Source organism: Klebsiella sp. Q2, from assembly GCF_009900705.1.
GTDB lineage: Bacteria > Pseudomonadota > Gammaproteobacteria > Enterobacterales > Enterobacteriaceae > Klebsiella > Klebsiella quasipneumoniae.
The window spans coordinates 241,805-259,734 of record NZ_JAAABE010000007.1; the positions used below are offsets into that span (position 1 = coordinate 241,805).

The 17,930-nt window shown below is 56.7% G+C and carries 16 protein-coding genes; 5 read left to right on the forward strand and 11 right to left on the reverse strand.

The window, feature by feature from the left end:
• Positions 1-66 precede the first annotated feature (66 nt).
• The 4 genes from GT756_RS23415 to soxR form a co-directional block, all read right to left on the reverse strand.
• A complete protein-coding gene (locus tag GT756_RS23415; RefSeq protein ID WP_160125100.1) occupies positions 67-1,713 on the reverse strand; it encodes a Na+/H+ antiporter in 1,647 nt (548 codons plus the stop codon).
• A 147-nt stretch (positions 1,714-1,860) separates the two neighbouring features.
• Positions 1,861-3,210, reverse strand: coding sequence for an NCS2 family permease (locus GT756_RS23420; RefSeq protein WP_122542255.1), 1,350 nt, complete (start codon positions 3,208-3,210; stop codon positions 1,861-1,863).
• A 390-nt stretch (positions 3,211-3,600) separates the two neighbouring features.
• Entirely contained in the window at positions 3,601-4,269 is a 669-nt protein-coding gene (locus GT756_RS23425) for a glutathione S-transferase family protein (RefSeq protein ID WP_004206332.1), read from the reverse strand.
• Positions 4,270-4,528: 259 nt separating this feature from the next.
• Entirely contained in the window at positions 4,529-4,987 is a 459-nt protein-coding gene (gene soxR, locus GT756_RS23430) for a redox-sensitive transcriptional activator SoxR (protein ID WP_004206331.1), read from the reverse strand.
• Positions 4,988-5,071: 84 nt separating this feature from the next.
• Here soxR and soxS point away from each other — a divergent pair, with 84 nt between their 5' ends.
• Complete coding sequence (soxS, locus tag GT756_RS23435; protein WP_023291646.1) at positions 5,072-5,401, forward strand: superoxide response transcriptional regulator SoxS; 330 nt, start codon at positions 5,072-5,074, stop codon at positions 5,399-5,401.
• Here the strand turns inward: soxS and GT756_RS23440 are convergent.
• A complete protein-coding gene (locus GT756_RS23440) occupies positions 5,386-6,990 on the reverse strand; it encodes an EAL domain-containing protein (protein ID WP_017900108.1) in 1,605 nt (534 codons plus the stop codon). The genes soxS and GT756_RS23440 overlap by 16 nt on opposite strands.
• A 509-nt stretch (positions 6,991-7,499) precedes the next feature.
• Here GT756_RS23440 and GT756_RS23445 point away from each other — a divergent pair.
• Positions 7,500-7,781 carry a YjcB family protein gene (locus tag GT756_RS23445; RefSeq protein WP_002885064.1) on the forward strand — a complete coding sequence of 94 codons (282 nt, stop codon included), beginning with the start codon at positions 7,500-7,502 and terminating at the stop codon, positions 7,779-7,781.
• A gap of 46 nt (positions 7,782-7,827) precedes the next feature.
• On the opposite strand, the gene GT756_RS23450 is transcribed toward GT756_RS23445, so the two are convergent.
• From GT756_RS23450 to GT756_RS23465, 4 genes are read right to left on the reverse strand one after another with little or no spacing between them, the layout of a single operon-like run.
• Entirely contained in the window at positions 7,828-8,685 is an 858-nt protein-coding gene (locus GT756_RS23450; RefSeq protein WP_004206327.1) for an ABC transporter permease, read from the reverse strand.
• Positions 8,685-9,515, reverse strand: a complete 831-nt coding sequence (locus GT756_RS23455; protein ID WP_060656826.1) for an ABC transporter permease — start codon at positions 9,513-9,515, stop codon at positions 8,685-8,687. The genes GT756_RS23450 and GT756_RS23455 overlap by 1 nt, the downstream gene beginning before the upstream one ends.
• A 60-nt stretch (positions 9,516-9,575) precedes the next feature.
• Positions 9,576-10,715 carry an extracellular solute-binding protein gene (locus tag GT756_RS23460; protein ID WP_004206323.1) on the reverse strand — a complete coding sequence of 380 codons (1,140 nt, stop codon included), beginning with the start codon at positions 10,713-10,715 and terminating at the stop codon, positions 9,576-9,578.
• 29 nt (positions 10,716-10,744) lie between these two features.
• On the reverse strand, positions 10,745-11,776 hold the full coding sequence (locus GT756_RS23465) for an ABC transporter ATP-binding protein (RefSeq protein WP_004206321.1): 1,032 nt from the start codon (positions 11,774-11,776) through the stop codon (positions 10,745-10,747).
• A 162-nt stretch (positions 11,777-11,938) separates the two neighbouring features.
• Between GT756_RS23465 and GT756_RS23470 the strand changes: the two genes are divergently transcribed.
• From GT756_RS23470 to GT756_RS23480, 3 genes are read left to right on the forward strand one after another with little or no spacing between them, the layout of a single operon-like run.
• Positions 11,939-12,709 carry an MBL fold metallo-hydrolase gene (locus tag GT756_RS23470; RefSeq protein WP_160125101.1) on the forward strand — a complete coding sequence of 257 codons (771 nt, stop codon included), beginning with the start codon at positions 11,939-11,941 and terminating at the stop codon, positions 12,707-12,709.
• Positions 12,706-13,725, forward strand: coding sequence for a LacI family DNA-binding transcriptional regulator (locus tag GT756_RS23475; protein ID WP_043519228.1), 1,020 nt, complete (start codon positions 12,706-12,708; stop codon positions 13,723-13,725). Before GT756_RS23470 ends, GT756_RS23475 begins: the two co-directional genes overlap by 4 nt.
• A 10-nt stretch (positions 13,726-13,735) precedes the next feature.
• Positions 13,736-14,497: an inositol monophosphatase gene (locus GT756_RS23480; RefSeq protein WP_049004460.1), complete on the forward strand. Its 762-nt coding sequence runs from the start codon at positions 13,736-13,738 to the stop codon at positions 14,495-14,497.
• Between the two features lie 38 nt (positions 14,498-14,535).
• Here GT756_RS23480 and iraM read toward each other — a convergent pair whose 3' ends face one another.
• Both iraM and bamA read right to left on the reverse strand, forming a co-directional pair.
• The gene (iraM, locus tag GT756_RS23485) at positions 14,536-14,889 is read right to left on the reverse strand and encodes an anti-adapter protein IraM (protein ID WP_004206315.1); all 354 of its coding nucleotides are present in this window, start codon (positions 14,887-14,889) and stop codon (positions 14,536-14,538) included.
• A gap of 510 nt (positions 14,890-15,399) precedes the next feature.
• The gene (bamA, locus tag GT756_RS23490) at positions 15,400-17,823 is read right to left on the reverse strand and encodes an outer membrane protein assembly factor BamA (RefSeq protein WP_064151097.1); all 2,424 of its coding nucleotides are present in this window, start codon (positions 17,821-17,823) and stop codon (positions 15,400-15,402) included.
• Positions 17,824-17,930: the final 107 nt, after the last annotated feature.

A 17,930-nucleotide genomic window follows, 5' to 3' on the forward strand; every position in this document is an offset into this window, starting at 1 on the left:
CGCTTACCGGGGCTACACATTTACTGCAGTCTCGCCAGTTAAGCGTCGCGCTATCCGGATTACAGGTTATTGATCTTCGATTAACAGCGCTTCCAGCAGGTCGAGATCGTGGAGCAGCTTCTGCAGCGTATCGTTACTGATCTGCCGGGTGGCGCGCAGATGGTACAGCTCGCCGCGCTCAGAGCGCAGCGCCGCCAGGCGGAAGCGGCGTTCCAGACTCTCTTCGAGCATAGAGGTTTCCACGTCGTTACGCCCATCGGCGCGCCGGCGCAGGTTACCGATCACCCGCGAACTGACTTCGGTCAGCAGCTGGTTATCGATATTCTCTTTGGTATCCGCCGCCAGCCGCTCTTCCATCTTCTGGATCGCCACAATCGCCACGTCCGCCGTCGCCGCCCGCGCCAGACGCTCCTCTTTCCGCTGCTGCACATTATCGCTCGATTCAATGTGACGTAGCAGGATCGGCAGCGCAATCACCCCGACAAACAGCGAGAACAGGATCACCCCGGCGGCGAGGAAAATCAGCTCATAGCGCGCCGGAAAGACATTCCCGTCCGGCAGCAGCAGAGGAATGGAGAGCACACCGGCGAGGGTAATCGCCCCGCGCACCCCGGCAACGGAGGAGATCAGCAGCTCGCGCGTGGTCCAGGAGCCAAACTCCATCGGCTTCTTCTTCAGGAAGCGCTGACTGAGCTTACGCATCGACCACAGCCAGCCAAAACGCACCAGCATCAGCGCGGCATAGATCAGGATAATGTCGGTAAACAGCATCCAGGTCTCAACGTTGGGGTCGGCCTCCGCCGCTACCAGCGAACTGGAGAGGATATCCGGCAGCTGCAGGCCCAACAACAGGAAGACCATGCCGTTGAAGACAAACTCCAACATTGCCCAGGTGCTGTTGGCGCGCAGGCGCATGGCCAAGGGCGCGGTGCGCATCACGCCGGAACGGGTGATGGTCATCCCCGCCGCTACCGCCGCCAGGATGCCGGAGACACCGATATGTTCGGCAATCAGATAGGAGGCAAACGGCAGCAGGAACAGCAGGACAATCTGCGTGGCGGGTTCATCCCCGCCCCAGCGGCTGAGGAAGCGCATCGAGCGGCCATACGACCAGCTCACCACAAACCCTGCCAGCACGCCGCCAATCGCCACTTTCAGAAACTCGACGGTGGCGCCGCCGACGGTAAAGACCATGGTGCCCATCGCCACCGCGACGGCAAACTTGAGCGAGACCAGGCCGGAGGCGTCGTTCATTAGCGCCTCCCCCTGCAGAATGCCCATGATTTTCTTCGGTATCCGCCCTTCCCCGACGATACCCGAGAGCGCCACGGCATCAGTCGGCGACAGTACGGCCGCCAGCGCGAACGCCGGGATAAGCGGAATGCCCGGCACAATCCAGTAGATCAGAAAGCCGATGCCGACCACCGTCACGACCACCAGCGCCAGCGCCAGGCCAAGGATCTCGCGCCCGTGCTCAATGAATTCGCGGGTCGGCGTTTTCCAGCCGTCGGCGAACAGCAGCGGCGGGATAAACAGGACCAGAAACAGCTCTGGATCAAATTCAACGTGCAAACCAAAGGTCGGCCACGCCAGAAGCGCGCCAATGGCGATTTGCATCAGTGGGAGTGGAACCTGAAAGGGCAGTACGCGCGTCACTACCCCGGAGAGTGAGACCACAAGGGTCATGATGAGGATGGTAAAGAATATTTCCATGTGTTCCCTGTTTGCTGCGTTTTCTTTTATACCTGTGAGGCGTCTTGCCTGTGAATCATACGCTACCCAGATTAACGCAAATGGAAACAGGATGTGGCTTAAAAATAAAACGGGCGGCCTGAGCCGCCCGTGAGGAGCACAAAGGGTTTAAATCGCCCACCCGCCGGCGTAGAAGACCACCAGCGCCACCGCGATAATCACCGTGCCGAGGTTCAGCTTACGCCACTCGCCGGAGACCAGGCGGCCGATCACCAGGGTCGCGAAACCGATCATAATGCCGGTCACGATGTTACAGGTCAGCACGATAAACACCGCGGTGATCAGGCCAGCCATCGCGTCGACGAAGTCGTTGAAATCGATTTTCGCCACGTTGCTCAGCATCAGCAGGCCGACGTACATCAGCGCCGGTGCCGTCGCGTAAGGTGGTACCAGATACGAGAGCGGAGAGAGGAACAGGATCAGCAGGAACAGGACACCGACCGTCACCGCGGTCAGCCCGGTTTTACCGCCGGCCGCGGTACCCGCCGCCGATTCGATATACACCGCCGCTGGCGCCGCCCCGACTAAACCGGAGAAGACGCTGCTCAGGGAGTCGGTGGTCAGCGCTTTACCGCCGTTAATGATCTGCCCATCTTTGTCCAGCAGGTTTGCCTGGCCGGCCACCGCGCGGATAGTACCGGTGGCGTCAAAGACCGCCGTCATCACCAGCGCCAGCACGCTGGGCAGCACGACCGGGTTCAGCGCGCCGATGATGTCGAGGCTGCCGATCAGCGAGTTGCCTTTATCATCGCTCAGGGATGGCATGGCGAAAATCCCGGAGAAATGGACGTTCGGATCGAAAATCAGGCCGACAATCGACACGCCGATAATGGTCAGCAGAATACCGCCCGGTACCTTCATTTTTTCCAGACCGATGATCACCGCGAGGCCAATCAGCGACATCACCACCGGGAAGCTGGCAAATTTGCCCAGCGCCACCGGCAGACCATCCAGCGGGTTTTTGATCACCAGACCAACGCCGTTGGCAGCGATCAGCAGCAGAAACAGGCCAATCCCGATCCCGGTACCGTGTGCCACACCCTGCGGCAGGTTGCGCAAGATCCAGCTGCGGATGCCGGTTGCCGAAATCACCGTAAACAGGACACCCATCAGGAATACTGCGCCGAGCGCCACCGGAATACTGATGTGCTGCCCCAGCACCAGGCTGAAGGCGGTGAAAGCGGTCAACGAGATAGCGCAGCCGATGGCCATCGGCAGGTTTGCCCATAATCCCATCGCCAGCGAGCCAACGCCCGCCACCAGACAGGTAGAAACAAACACCGCGGCCGGCGGGAAGCCCGCTTTTCCGAGCATGCCCGGCACCACGATGACGGAGTACACCATTGCCAGAAAGGTAGTAAGACCTGCAACAATCTCCTGACGCACGGTGCTGCCGCGCGCCGAAATTTTAAACCAGGCGTCTAATGAACCGCCGGTACGCGCTGAAGGCGTAGACATAGAAAACTTCCCCTGAAAATTTTTATTGTTCGTTGATATGCGTGGTGGACCTTCCACTGCCAGTTAAACGCGATCTCCTTGTACCGAATCGCAGCGCCAGGGGGCTGCAAAAAAGCAAACGTTTAACTCCACGCATACACTACGGTGTGTCAACCTTGTCTCCTCCCCCTGGATAAGCAGATAAAAGAGGGAGCAAAACAGAAAGGCAAACGATTATCCGGCCTTTAGATAACCCTTTTCAACCGATGTTTATCGTATTTCGCTAAATTTCGCTTATGACGAACAGAAAATAACCAGCTTATGCGCAAACGTTATCGTCCATGCGCAATCCGCTAACAATTTTTTAGTCAGTTGCTTTCATTTAGCCGCATCATCGGATCCGCTGATACCTCAGGCGCCGGGTAAGGTGAAGGGGCCGCCGCGCTCGATGGCCCGCTGCCAGGCCGGGCGCTGTTCCACCCGCTGTCGCCAGGCCTCGATATGGCGAAGATCATGCATGCCGCCGCGGGCCAGCAGCGCCATCACCGGGAAGCTCATCTGGATATCGGCCATGCTCAGCTGCTCGCCGGCAAACCATGGCCGCGTGGCCAGATGGTCGTCAATGAACCGCGCATGGGTGGCCAGTTGGGGATCGAGCCACGCTTTCTGGATACCTTTGCCCAGCAGCGAGCCCAGCGAGCGGACGCCAAAGGGCACCGGAGGTCTGCCGAGGCTGGCGAACACCAGCTTCATTAACAGCAGCGGCATCAGCGAACCTTCGGCATAGTGCAGCCAGAAGCGGTACTGCAGTTTGTCATCTGTGCCCTGCGGCTTCAGCAGCCCATCGCTGTCCCAGCGCTCCTGCAAATACTCAAGGATCGCGCCGGACTCCGCCAGCACATAGCCGTTGTCTTCCAGTACTGGCGATTTCCCCAGCGGGTGGATTTTCTTCAATGCCGCTGGCGCCAGCATCGACTTTTCCCGCTGATAGCGGACTATCTGATAAGGCAGCTGTAGCTCCTCCAGCGCCCACAGTACGCGTTGCGATCGTGACTGATTAAGATGATGTACCGTCAGCATGGGCCTCTCCCGTGGTTTGTTCAAATTAACTATAGGAACAGGCGCTGATTGCCGGGAAAATTTCGGCAAAATAGTGAGGAAAAAACGGCGGCGGATGCCATAGTTAAAGTGTCGACGCAAACCGGAACCTCCATCAACAGATTGCGCAATACTGAGGGGCGTCGACGTCGGGGGAAACCCTCTCGTGAACCAACGAGATAATGCGAAAGACCAAGACCGGAAAACAACTAAAGCGCCCAGTTGTGGCGCTTTAGTTTTATCACTCCTCCTCCAGCAGCCGGGCGCCGGTCCCCTCTTCCCCCAGTTTATCGCCCGGGTTGCGTAGCGGGCAGTCGCGCCGCGATAAACAGCCGCAGCCGATGCAGCCGTCGAGCTGGTCGCGCAGCGCCGTCAGGGTGTGGATACGCCGGTCCAGCTCCTCGCGCCACTGGGATGACAGCATTTTCCACTCTTTTGCGCTGAGATTGTGCCCTTCCGGCAGCACGCCAAACGCGTCGCCGATGGTGGCCAGCGGGATGCCGATACGTTGCGCAATTTTGATAATCGCCACCGCGCGCAGGACATCGCGCCGGTAGCGCCGCTGATTGCCGGCATTCCGCTGGCTGTGGATCAGCCCTTTACTCTCATAAAAATGGAGGGCCGAGACCGCCACGCCGGTTCGTTTTGCCACTTCCCCGGGCGTCAGCAGCATTTTGATGCGGGGTGATTTCTTTTCCATAAAGCGCTTTACCTCAAGTTAACTTGAGGAATTATACTCACCCGCAGACAAAACGACGAATCGAGAATTGAGAGAGGCCGCTTTATGTCCCATCAGGATATTATTCAAACACTGATTGAATGGATTGATGAACATATCGATCAACCACTTAACATTGATGTAGTCGCCAGAAAGTCAGGATACTCGAAGTGGTACCTGCAGCGGATGTTCCGCACCGTGATGCATCAGACGCTGGGGGATTATATTCGTCAGCGCCGCCTGCTGCTGGCGGCGGAGGCGTTGCGAACCACCCAGCGGCCGATCTTTGATATCGCTATGGATCTGGGCTATGTCTCGCAGCAAACCTTCTCGCGGGTATTCCGCCGGGAGTTTGACCGCACCCCCAGCGACTACCGCCATCAGATCTCCGCGTGACGCGGCGGCTGAGGCACGTTCACGGGCGCGGGCGCATTGGCTAACCACTGCATAAATTCCCGCGCCGGCATCGCTTTCGCAAACAGCCAGCCCTGGCAATACTGCACGCCGCGCTTGTAGAGCCAGCTTACCTGCTCCGGCGTCTCCACGCCTTCCGCGATAGTCTTTAAACGCAACCCGCGCGCCATCTCGATGATGTGCTCGGCAATGAGGTGGCTGGTGTTGTTGGTGGTCAGCGTATCAACGAAGGTTTTATCGATTTTAAGGATATCGACGTTCAGGGCGTGCAGATTATGCAGATTCGAGTAGCCAGTGCCGAAATCATCGATGGCAATTTCATAGCCCGCTTCGCGAAACGCCTGGATCACCGGCGTGGTCTTCGGCACGTCGATAAACCCCCGCTCGGTAACTTCGATTTTGATCTGTCCGATACAGACCGCATAGCTGCGCGCTTTCTCACTGATCTGTGAAATCAGCCGCGCCGAGTGGAAATCCGACGCAGAGAGATTGATCGCCACGTACAGCTGCGGATGGCTGGCAAGAAACTCGCCCATTTCGTAAAACAGCTCATCCACCACGTAGTCCGTCACCTGGGCAATCATGCCTTCATTTTCCGCCAGCGGAATAAACTCCGCCGGGTTCATCACCGGGCCGTCAAACCCTGGCCAGCGCAGCAGCGCTTCCGCTCCGACGCAGCGGTTATTTTTAATATCGATAATCGGCTGGTAGTGCAGGCGCAGCTGGCGGCAGCTCAGAGCCCGCTGCAGCATATTGCGCGGCGAGTGATACTGCCGGCGGGTGCGCGACCACACCAGCACCAGTAAAATACTGCAAATGATCCCCAGCGGCAGCGTCAGGCTGGCCTGGTCACAAAAGTTGTGATAATAGCTGGCCCGCGAGGTGGACATAATGACGGCGATCGGCCGGATAGCGGAGCGGGCTATCGTATACACCCGGCCATTCTGATTAAAAAAGGTATCGCCTTCGCGAATCAACGCATGAAGTTCCGCGGGCTCGACATTGTTACTGACCGAGAAAAAGAGGTTGGTTTTGGTATCAAATACGCCATAGGCTAAATCGCGATCGCTGGCGATTACCGAGCTGTACGAGAAGGGATTGACCACCACCACATAGGGCCCCTTCTGCATATAATTCATGGCAAAGCCCGGATAAAACGGCGTGTCCCGGTAATAGTAAATCGCGACATCCGGCTTTTTGGTGTAATTGGCCGCCGGCATCCGCCAGCCGGTTTGCTGATGAACGGACGTTGAACAGATAAAGCGCTGGCCGTTAGCGTAGATCAGATCTTCCACATACAGCAGGCCACGAACGATATGCAATAAATAACGCTGATGGTCCGCTGAGCACAGCTCCCCGCGATACTGGCTGGCTTTCGCCCGGGCCTGATCCGCTTCGCGGATGACCATTTCCGTTTTTTGCAGCGCCAGCTGCGAAAATGAGTGTAATTGATCAATGGTTTCGGCTTTCGCCCGCAGCTGGGCAAACCACAATGCCAGTACCACTGGCAATAAAATAACCAAACCCGTTCCGATGAGCCTTAGCGCCTTATGCGGCGCACTGTCACCCATTTACGCTTACATCCATGCGATATGCCTTAATTAAGGTAGACCAAACACGTTAGCAATCGCGACTGCGATAGACATCAGCAGATTTTCTGCCAGCCCTCACGGGCGTCAGCTTTACCCCTGATGGTGAAGAATAATACTTATTTATCAGATATTCGGAAGATATTCCGCCAAGATTAAGAATAGACGCGTATCTGACTCGGTTTCTCCGTGTAATAAACAAGAACAGGTAATAAAACCCGCAGAATAATAATCATTAGCAAGGCAATGAAAATAAGATCAGCGGGGGTTGCTCACTAATATCCACACAAATAACATTGCTATTAAACGCAGCGAAAGCTCATTTTTTGACTGGTGAAGAAAGCGCCAAGTGTGATATAGTTCACACAAGTTGATGAAACAGAAATGGCGTTTCATCACTCTCTAGTACGCCAGTTGAGACCAGAGCGCTATGCCATCGTCAGTCGCGCCAGGTCGTCCATGGCTCCCCGACTTTCTTTGAGGATAGGTTAATGGCTTCCATTACTACCAGTGTCGTGTTGTTGCGCTGGCCCCTGGTGAGCGCAGTACTCATGTTTCTCGCCAGCTCACTGAATATTCAGCTTCGCAAAAGCGATTACGCCGGTCTGGCGGTGATCTGCAGCTGCCTCGGCCTTGCCGCCGCCTGCTGGTTCGCCACCGGTTTGCTCGGCATCACCCTGCTCGATATTGCCAAAATCTGGGGCAATATCAAAGATGTGATGATTGAAGTCATGAGTCAGACGCCGCCAGAATGGCCAATGATGATGACCTGAGGTTAAAAAGCTTCCCGACGGGAAGCTTTTTCGTTTTCTGCAGCTCTTATTTCCCCAATTTCGCCATCATCTCCGGACGCATAAATTTATGGATCACCACCATAAAGAGCAGCGATGGCACCAGCAAAATCAGCGCGGTAATCGACGAGACCTGATAGTTACCCGACATGCTGGCGTTATAGAGCAGCAGCGGCAGCGTAGTGATATCCGGCGCCCCGACGAAGAAGGTGCCGGTAAACTCATCCAACGACTCCAGAAAAACAAAGATGCAGGCGGCAACGATCCCTGGCGCCGCCTGCGGCAGCACGATGTGCCAGAAGGTATACACCGGTCCGGCGCCCAGGTTACGCGATGCCCGCGCCAGCAGCGGGTCGATGGCTGAAAACGCGGCCACACAGATCCACACCGAGTACATCAGACCATGGACGCTATGCACCAGCACCACCCCCGCGATAGTTCCGTTCAAGCCCCACTGGTAAAACAGACGAGCAATATTCATGTATACCGTCAGGTTGGGAAAGGCCTGCGGGAGGAGAAACAGCAGCATAAACAGCACCCGCAGCGGCATTTTCCGCCGGGAAAGCGCATAGCCGGCGGGAACGGAAATCAGCAAACAGACCCCCACCGACAGCAGGGCGATCAGTATGCTGGTTAACAGCGAGCTGGAGACATCGCTGTACGGATTGAAAACCTGATACCAGTACTTCAGGCCCCACTGGCTGGGCAGCGAATGGGGAAAATACCAGCTTTCCGCTACGGTCCAGATCAACAGGTTCAGAAGCGGGCCAAACATCGCCAGCAGCATAAACAGCAGCAGCAGGGTCTGCAGCACCGGGCTGGCGTTCACTTTACGGCGTCCTCTTACCCACCATGACGGAGAGGAAGCAAGGTTCAGCGCTTTCATCATTCACCGCCTTTTTGCTGCAGGCTATGGCGCAGGTAAAACCACGACAGCGCGCCGCAGATCGCCAGCGACACCACGCCAAGCGCATTCGCCACCGCGTAATCACCATAGGAATTGACGCGAAACGCCATATCCACGGTCAGCATCGTCGGCGTCCCCACGCCGATCATCAGCGGTACCGACAGCACCGACATCATGGTTACCGTCGACAGCACCAGCGCCACGCCGATGGTCGGCAGGACCTGCGGCAGCATAATATCGAACAGCAGCCGCGGCCGGGAGGCGCCAAGGTTACGTGCGGCGAGGATCTGCGACGACTCCAGCGCCGCCATCGCTCCGCAGATCAACAGCGTAGCAAAGGCCAGCTGCTTCCAGACAAAGGTAATGACAATTCCCTTCCATCCCAACCAGGAGAGGGTCTCCAGCGGCCTGACCAGATCGGCCGCCACCAGCGCATTGTTCATCAGGCCATTTTTGGCGAGAAAAGTGCGCATCATCTGAGCGACGACGATAAAAGGAATAAACAGCGGCAGGCGATACAAAAAACCCAGCAGGCGTACAACGGGCCGGCAAGGCGACAGCGCAATCACTGCCGACAGGGTAATGGCGATCAGCGCTAACAACGCCACCGAGATCAGCACGATAAGCAGCGAAAAGAGCACATCGTTGGCGTAAAGCGCGTAGACCTTGCGAAAATGATCGAGGGTGAACGGCTGTCCCGGCGCGGTAAACGCCGAGACCAGCGAAAACCCCAGCGGATACAAAAACAGGATCGCGACCATCAGCGCGGCCGGGGCAACCAGCAGCAAATATTTTAATGAACTGGACATAAAGAACCTGGCGTTGGCACAAGCAAGCGCCCGGGTCGGCGACCCGGGCTGGAAAAAGGGTTAATTGGCCACCTGGCTTTCGTAACCCTCTTTGATATCGTCAAAGTAGGGAGCGATCGGGAAGCTTTTGCCATACTTCGCCAACGCTTCTGGCGAGATTTCGGCAAACAGCTTTTGCCAGGTCGCTGCATCCAGCTTCGGCTTCACCTGCCCGGCGTCGATGCCCGGATACCAGTTGAACTGCTTAACGATCCCCTGCGCCTGCACTTCCGGGCTGGTGGCCAGCGCGATAAAGTCGCGCGCCAGCTGCGGATTCGCCGCTTTCGCCGGAATGACGTAATACATCGGCTGACCCGGCATGCCCGGGGCCAGTAAAGCGAGCTTAATCGATGGCGGCAGCTTGCCCTGATCTTTCCAGCTATAGAACATGTCGACCCATACCGGGCCCATGGCAATCTCTCCCCGACTTAGCATGTCGAGCGTTCCAGCGTTGCCCGGAGTGAAAGTGACATTTTTATTGAACGCCTTCAGTTTCTCATAGGCTTGCTGCCAGCCCTTTTCGACGCTTTTATCATAAGGCGCGGAGGAGAGGCGCTCGGCGTCGGTCCCGTAGGCGTAGATCCAGCCCACCACAAAGCTAACGCCGGACATGCCGTTCTTGATGCCGTTATAGCCAAAAGCCTGAGGATGTTTCTGCGTCCAGGCCACCAGCTCGTCATACGACGCCGGTGGCGTATTGACGAGATCGCTGTTCCAGGCGATAGCGGTCTGGCTTAAGAACATCGGCATGACGTATCCGTCGACGTTAACGCCCAGCGCCTGGGTGGCGCTCGGCGAGCTCACCATGCCGCCGGTCTGAATATCCTGGCGATATTTTTGCAGCAATCCCTTTTCCACCTGCTCCCCGCCCGCCTTCTGATGCACCACGGCGACGTCGATATCCCATTGCTGCGCGCCGCTCTCCTGCTGGGCGCTCAGCTTCTCGCTAATTTTATTCGACCCGGCGTCGCCTGGGCCGGTACCGATCACCCGCACCTTGACGCCGGGATGAGCGGCTTCAAATTTTGGCCCCAGCCAGGTTTTCACGTAATCCACCATATTCTGATCGCCCGCGGTGGCGACGTTAAGAAAGGTGTCGGCCTGGGCGCTAACGCTCAGGCAGAGGGTCGTTAAGATCGCTGCTTTCGTCTTAGTAAACATGGATTGTCCCCAGAATGAACACGCTGATATCACTGTGATAGTGGTAAAGGAAAAATATGGAGGGCCGGCATGGGCACATGGAGCCTGACGCGGCTTTTCGTCGGCCAGCACTGAGCGGAGTCGGCCTGCAGCAGGCGGTCATGACAGCGCACGCTGTGGCGATACAGATTGCCCAGAAACGCGCTCTGCTCCACCATCCCCTCCAGGGCGAGCCCTTCCTGCGGCGCGGGCTGCGTTAATTCAGCGAGCGTGGCATCGGCGCTGCGAAAATAAATGACTTTTTCACCCTGCTGAGCAGCGGATAAACCGGATATTGCGGCAGCGGATATTTCATCAGAGGTTATTTTATTATCGGCGCCCATAAAATCAGCGACGAAGGGTGTCGCGGGTCGCTGATATATTTGTTCCGGCGTGCCGGTTTGCTCAATTCGCCCCTGGTTTAATACCGCAATTCGGTCCGCCATCACTAATGCCTCCTGCTGATCGTGGGTGACAATTAATGACGTAAAGCCGAGTTTCTTTTGCAGAGATTTAATTTCATGGCGCACATTGAGCCGCACTTTGGCATCCAGATTAGATAACGGCTCATCCAGCACCAGCACCTGAGGCTCTATCGCCAGCGCCCTCGCCAGCGCCACCCGCTGCCGCTGGCCGCCCGAGAGTTCGGTCACCTTCACGTCAGCCAGCCCGTCGAGATTGACGATCCGTAGCAGCTCCGCCACTCGCCGTGTGATATCCGCCCCGCGCCATTTGCGCAGCTTCAGGCCATAGCCAATATTGCGCGCCACCGTCAGGTGCGGCCACAGGGCGTAGCTTTGAAACACCATGGTGATATTGCGCTGCTCCGGCGCCTGATGGGTGATCGATCGGCTGGCGATGGCGATCTCCCCGCTTTCCACCGGAATAAAACCGCAGAGGGCATTCAGCAGGGTGGTTTTTCCACATCCCGAAGGGCCGAGCAGGGCGATCATCTCCCCCTGCTCGACCGCCAGATCGATATTATGTAAAACCACTTTATCGCCATAACTAATTTTAAGGCCAGAGATCTTTAAATAACTCATATTCGCTACCTGAAAGCGCTGTTGCGGGCATTTTTTATTGGTATGAACACGTGTTCATTTAGCTGTAAAAAAAATGCAACGTTGACTCGACATGATGTGAGCCTACTTTGTCGGGTATTTATGACAATTTAATTAAGCGGCAAAAATTTTTGGCGAGGGTAAATGAAAATAGATGTGCTTGGCTGCGGGAGCGCCTTTTCCTGCACGCAAAATACTTCCGCGTTGCGGGTAATCGACGCGGACAACAAACAGTGGTTAATCGACTGCGGCCCCACCGTTCCCCGCGCGCTCTGGCAGCGCGGCGGCGGGGTCAACGATATCGACGCGATCTACTTCACCCACGTTCATCCGGACCACTGCACCGGTCTGACGGCGCTGCTGAATTACTGGAAAAGCGGCTCCCGCCAGAAGCCGTTGATTATCTACTGCCAGCCGGCGCAGCAGCCGGTGCTCAAGCAGCTGGCCGCGCTGGCGAACTGGCCGCAGGCGGAGCTTGGCTTCACCCTCGACTGGCAAGCGTGTCGCGACGCCTGGACGTGGCAGGACTGGCAGATCTGCACTGCCCCCACCCAGCATGAGCTGAGTAATCGCGCCATCCGTATCACCATTGCCGGGCAGACGCTGTTTTACAGCGGCGATGGCCGGCCGACCGCCGACTCGATGGCCCTGATGGCCGGCGCCGGGCTGGCGTTTCAGGAGTGTGCCTCGGTGGCGGCTCTGGACGATGACGCCTCTCATGGCGATTTCCCCTCTTGCCTGATGCTGTTCAGAACGCTGCAGCTCCCGGCGCTGGGGCTCTATCACTGCGAGGATGCTTCCCTGCCGGCGCTGAAGCAGGCCTGCCAGCCGTGGCCGGGTTTATTCGTTTCCCGGGATGGGCTCGCCTTAACGTTGCCGCGTCCCACGTTTAACGACGAGGCGCATATCCTATGAGCCCTGCACCCCGTAAACCCAGCGTCACTGCCCAGGACGTTGCCCGGCGAGCGGGCGTCTCCCGGGCGGTGGTGTCCCGGGCGTTGAGCAGCAACGGCAGCATCTCTCCCGATGCCCGGGCGCGGGTGTTGCGCGCCGCCGAAGAGCTGGGGTATCAGGTTAATTTCCTCGCCCAGGGGCTGAACCGCCAGCGCAGCCACTTAATCGGCGTGATCGTCTCGCGCATCAGCGATCCTTTTCGCAGCGCCCTGCTTGATGCCCTGCTCAACGAGATCCAACGCCAGGGCTTTCAGGCGCTGGTGAGCGAGATCCATAGCGAGCAGGATCTGGCGCACACCCTGCGCCGTTTCGCTCAGTTTCGCGTCTCCGGAGTTATCGTTACCTCCGGCCAGCCGCCGGAAGCGCTGGTGAACGAGTGCGTTCACCAGCATATTCCGGTGGTGGGCATTAACCGTCAACCGACGATCCCCGGGGTGGATTATGTCTGCTCTGATAACGCCGCTGGCGCCGAGCTGGCCGCCGACCAGCTGTTGCGCAGCGGCTGTCGGCGCTTCGGCTGGCTCAATACTCACCCTTCCACCTGGGCCGGACGCATGCGCGGGGAAGCGTTCAGCCGGGCGCTACAGACGCGCGGAGTGAACATCGAACGCGACCTGGCGCACCTCGCCTGTCCGGAAGAGGGCTACGTCGGCGGTGAGCAGGCCGCGGCGCTCGCTGGCGAGGTGCCTGAGGGGATCTTTTGCGCCAATGCCCAGCTTGCCTGTGGCTTTCTCGATGGAATGCGCCAGCGCGGCAAACAGGCGCCTGAGGATTACCAGCTGATTGGTTTTGATAACACGCCGCCGACCGCGCAATATAGCTACCAGCTCACCACCCTACATCAGGATGTGGCGGCGATTTCCCGCCAGGCGCTTACCCGGCTGCAGGAGCGCGCCGCCGACCCTTTACAACCTTCACGCACCACCTGGGTGGAGGTGACGTTAATTCACCGGCGCACGTCGCCCTTTGTTATCTGAGAGCAGGACTATGACGGAAGCACAACGAGAATCATTATGCGACTTGATTCGCCAGGCTGGCGCCCACGCCCAGGCGCTGCGCGATGCGGGATTACAGGTCGATAAAAAATCGCGCCAGGACTTTGTGTCGCAGGCGGATCTCGCGGTAGAACAACAGATTAAAGGCTGGCTGCAGGCCCATTTTCCCCAGGAGGGTTTCCTCGGCGAGGAGAGCGGTTTTGCTGGCGATGAACAGACCGTCTGGGTGCTCGACCCTGTCGATGGCACCACCAACTTTATCCTCGGTATGGATTACTGGTGTATCTCGCTGGCGCGAGTATGCCAGGGCGAGCTGACGCTTGGCATTATCTACGCTCCCGATCGCGATGAGTTTTTCTTCGCTGGCCGCGGCGAAGGCGCGTATCTCAACGACCAGCGTCTGACGCTACGCGAACCGGATCCGGATGCGGTGGTGGTGGGTATGGGCCGTTCCAGCCGCGCCCCGGCCAGCGACTACGCCCAGGCCATCGCGACCCTGCTCGACGCCGGCCTGGAATATCGCCGCTTCGGCGCGGGGGCCCTGATGCTGGCGCATGTCGCCGCCGGCCAGCTCCATGCCTATTATGAAGCGCATATGAACAGCTGGGACGCGCTGGCAGGCATGCTGTTGATTGAGGAGGCGGGTGGAAAGTGCAATGCGTTTCTCGCCAATGAGGGTCTGCGGAGAGGCAACCTCGTGCTGGCGGGCTGCGCAAGCGTCCAGCCGCGGCTGGCGGCCCTGCTGGCGAAATAACGCCACGCCGCCGGCGGCTGGCCGGCGGCGTGGACTAACTACCGCCAGGGTTCGCTGCGGGGAATATTATTCGGACAGCGCTTAATTGCGCAAAAGGACTGGTAAAAACAGGAGTCAGACCGCTCGCCGCCGGCATGGTATGGGCAAGATGGCCGCTCACGTAATTTTTCCCATTGCGCCTCATCGTACACCGTAATATTGTAGATTTTTAATGAATGATACTGGTCATTAATTAAAACTCTCGAGGAATAGAGCTTCATCGACTCGCCGGGCAGCAGGATCACATCGGCCTCGTACCACATGATAAATTTTAAGAAACGCAGACTGGATATTGCCGAAAAGGCGATGCCGGATTGCGGGCAGATCAGAGTATTAAGAATAGTCCATTTCATATTCCTTCCTTATACAGATGCTACAAATTGTTACCGTATATAGTGATAGCATTCATTATTATAAACCGCAAGCGTCCCTGACAATTATGTGACTTAAGACAATTCCTAACAACACAACCCATTATTAGTAACGTTTCATTTCCCTCTCGAAATTTATGATTAGGCTTGATAAAAAACAGCCAAATTAACCTTAAAAAAGAAAATATAATAAAAAATAAGATAATATAAACTTAATTGACAATACGTCTTAGTCCCTCTGGATGAGGCCTCAGTCATTGGTATTAGATGATGCAGCACTGAGCATTACCCGCGGTTGGCAAGAAAAGAGGACCGTAGCAGGCAGCTATTTATTGCGCGGTTACCTCGTCGTACGTCACCAGGTCCGCGAGGCCCTCAGACCGCGCTCGGGTAAATGTCGCGGGAGTCCCGCCAGATCGCATTCCTTAGCGCTATGTCGGAAGACAGTCCACAGAATATTGCCACGCCGGTTTAACAAGCCCCGCTGAGGCCCTACCAGGTTTTGCCGATATTAAACTGAAACTGTTCTGCTTTATCACCATCGTACTTTTTAAACGGCTCTGCCCAGGAGAAGACCAGTGGACCAAGGGGAGACATCCACTGCACGGCAATCCCCGCGGAGAGACGAATATGACTCGGATCGCCGTAGTCAGGGATACCTGCCGCCAGCGTCTGCGTGGTGTTGTGCCAGGAGGTGCTCCAGACCGTCCCCGCGTCAACAAACAGCGAGGTTCGCAGACTATCGGCGTATTTGTCATTCACAAAGGGGGTTGGAATGATAAATTCGCTGTTCAGCACCGCCATGGCATTCCCGCCGACCGCATCAGACGAGGCGTCCAGCGGGCAGGCGCTATAGCTGCTTTCGCTACCATTGCAGCGGTAATAGGCCGCTTTAGGCCCAATGGTGTTAGAAGAGAAGCCGCGCACCGACGACGAACCGCCAGCGTAAAAGTTATCGTAGAACGGCACACTTTTGCCGTCTAACCCGCCAGCATAGCCTGCGCGCAGGCGTTCCATCCAGACCCAGCGCTTGTTTTCGCTCAGCGGCAGATACTGGGCGGTGTCAAAAGAGAGTTTGTAGTAGCTATTATCCGAACCAGGGAGCGTCACTTTACCGCTCAGGCTGCTCTTGTTTCCCGCACGCGGGAAGAAGCCGCGATCGAGATCGTTGTAGCCCCATCCAAGACTCAAAAAATAATCGTTGGCGCTATATTTTGCGCCACTGTCGCCATCTTTCGTCACCACGCTGGGCTCGATTCCCCGAGAGCTGAGGTAGCGCCAGGTCGTCAGCTCCGGATCCATATTGGTCAGGCGATTATGGACATAATCCAGCCCCAGGTTCAGGGAGTTATTTTCGCTAATGGGAAACCCTAGCGTACTGCCTAAGCCATAGCTCTGCTGGTTATAGCTCCCGGCATCCGCATCGGAAGCATCATAGCTGTTATAAAAAATCTTTCCGCCCAGGCTGATGCCATCAACGGTAAACCACGGGTTCGTCGCCCCCAGTTCAAGATAAGACTGATAGCTGTTGCGCGTCCCATTGAAGCTCACGCTATTGCCCGTACCCAGCCAGTTATCCTGCGTCACGCCAAGCTGATAGCTCACGCCGCTATCCGTACCAAATCCCAGGCCCACGTTGAATGAGCCGGTGTTGCGCTCCTTCACCTTGTAGACCACATCGACCTGATCCGCCGTTCCATTGACCGGAACGATCTGCTGTTCAACGTTCTCAAAAAAACCCGTTCGATCAAGACGTACTTTCCCTTGCTCGACTTTTTCGTTGTTGAGCCACGCCCCTTCCATTTGGCGCATTTCACGACGTAACACCGCGTCCCGGGAGGTGTCGTTACCGGAAAAGCGGATCTGGCGTACCGAGTAACGGCGGCCGGCGTTGACCTGAATATGCAGCGTCACACGATGATGCGCGTCATCGATTTCCGGCGTGGTCGTCACCTGCGGCCAGGCATAACCATACTTACCAAAACGCTTTTTGATCTCATTTTCAACCGTGGTGACTTGCGCCCCGCTATACCATGCCCCCGCCAGCGGCTGGGCAAGGGCCTCGATCTCCGGTCCATGCTGCGCCAGGTCGCCTGTCACCTGAGTTCGGTCGACCCGATAACGTTCGCCTTCATTGAGGGTGATGGTGATATACAGGGATTTTTTATCTGGTGTCATACTGACCTGCGTGGACTGGATCGCAAAGCGCGCATAGCCGCGATCGAGATAAAAACTGCGCAGCGTTTCCAGATCGGCTTCCAGCTTCTGTTTCTGATATTTTTTATCCGCTACCACATTCCACCACGGCACATTATCGCGTAGCTGAAGCTGGTCCAGGAGCGTCTCTTCCCGAAACGCCTGATTACCGATAATGTTTATTTGTGCGATTTTCGCCGATACGCCTTCCTGAAAGACGAACGTTAAGTCAACGCGATTACGCGGTAACGGTGTCACCACAGCGTGAACCTGCGCGCTGTATTTCCCCGCGCTGTAATAGAAATCCTGCAACCCCTTTTCTATTTCGCTAAGCGAATTTCGATCCAGTGCGCTACCTGCTGAAATACCTGTCGCGGTGAGATTTTCCTTTAACGCATCATCCTTCACCGACTTATTCCCGGAAAAACTGATGCTGGCAATAGTGGGCCTCTCCTTAACCTGCACCACCAGCGTTTTCCCATCGCGCAGGATCTGCACATTCTCGAAATTGCCGCTCGCATACAGCGCGCGCACTGCCTCGCTGACTTCCTCTGCCGTCACCGCTTCTCCCGCGTGCAACGGCATACTTAATAGCGCCGCCCCGACGGTCACGCGCTGCAGCCCTTCAAAACGGATATCATCAACTTGATATGAGGTTGCGGCGTACAACGTTAAAGGGGTAATCAATAATCCGCTGATGATATGAGTCTTTTTTAACATGAATGTGTCGTCTACGAGATAATGAGCAATAGCAGTTATCTGCTGGCGTTGAGCTTATTTGTTCAGGATGCGTATCTAAGATATGCGACAGAAATAACCTGAGCGAG

What these genes read in the sequence shown, in the direction of transcription:
- GT756_RS23415 (WP_160125100.1), bottom strand. Translation starts at nt 1,713, where the DNA reads ATGGAAATATTCTTTACCATCCTCATCATGACCCTTGTGGTCTCACTC.
- GT756_RS23420 (WP_122542255.1), bottom strand. Translation starts at nt 3,210, where the DNA reads ATGTCTACGCCTTCAGCGCGTACCGGCGGTTCATTAGACGCCTGGTTT.
- GT756_RS23425 (WP_004206332.1), bottom strand. Translation starts at nt 4,269, where the DNA reads ATGCTGACGGTACATCATCTTAATCAGTCACGATCGCAACGCGTACTG.
- soxR (WP_004206331.1), bottom strand. Translation starts at nt 4,987, where the DNA reads ATGGAAAAGAAATCACCCCGCATCAAAATGCTGCTGACGCCCGGGGAA.
- soxS (WP_023291646.1), top strand. Translation starts at nt 5,072, where the DNA reads ATGTCCCATCAGGATATTATTCAAACACTGATTGAATGGATTGATGAA.
- GT756_RS23440 (WP_017900108.1), bottom strand. Translation starts at nt 6,990, where the DNA reads ATGGGTGACAGTGCGCCGCATAAGGCGCTAAGGCTCATCGGAACGGGT.
- GT756_RS23445 (WP_002885064.1), top strand. Translation starts at nt 7,500, where the DNA reads ATGGCTTCCATTACTACCAGTGTCGTGTTGTTGCGCTGGCCCCTGGTG.
- GT756_RS23450 (WP_004206327.1), bottom strand. Translation starts at nt 8,685, where the DNA reads ATGAAAGCGCTGAACCTTGCTTCCTCTCCGTCATGGTGGGTAAGAGGA.
- GT756_RS23455 (WP_060656826.1), bottom strand. Translation starts at nt 9,515, where the DNA reads ATGTCCAGTTCATTAAAATATTTGCTGCTGGTTGCCCCGGCCGCGCTG.
- GT756_RS23460 (WP_004206323.1), bottom strand. Translation starts at nt 10,715, where the DNA reads ATGTTTACTAAGACGAAAGCAGCGATCTTAACGACCCTCTGCCTGAGC.
- GT756_RS23465 (WP_004206321.1), bottom strand. Translation starts at nt 11,776, where the DNA reads ATGAGTTATTTAAAGATCTCTGGCCTTAAAATTAGTTATGGCGATAAA.
- GT756_RS23470 (WP_160125101.1), top strand. Translation starts at nt 11,939, where the DNA reads ATGAAAATAGATGTGCTTGGCTGCGGGAGCGCCTTTTCCTGCACGCAA.
- GT756_RS23475 (WP_043519228.1), top strand. Translation starts at nt 12,706, where the DNA reads ATGAGCCCTGCACCCCGTAAACCCAGCGTCACTGCCCAGGACGTTGCC.
- GT756_RS23480 (WP_049004460.1), top strand. Translation starts at nt 13,736, where the DNA reads ATGACGGAAGCACAACGAGAATCATTATGCGACTTGATTCGCCAGGCT.
- iraM (WP_004206315.1), bottom strand. Translation starts at nt 14,889, where the DNA reads ATGAAATGGACTATTCTTAATACTCTGATCTGCCCGCAATCCGGCATC.
- bamA (WP_064151097.1), bottom strand. Translation starts at nt 17,823, where the DNA reads ATGTTAAAAAAGACTCATATCATCAGCGGATTATTGATTACCCCTTTA.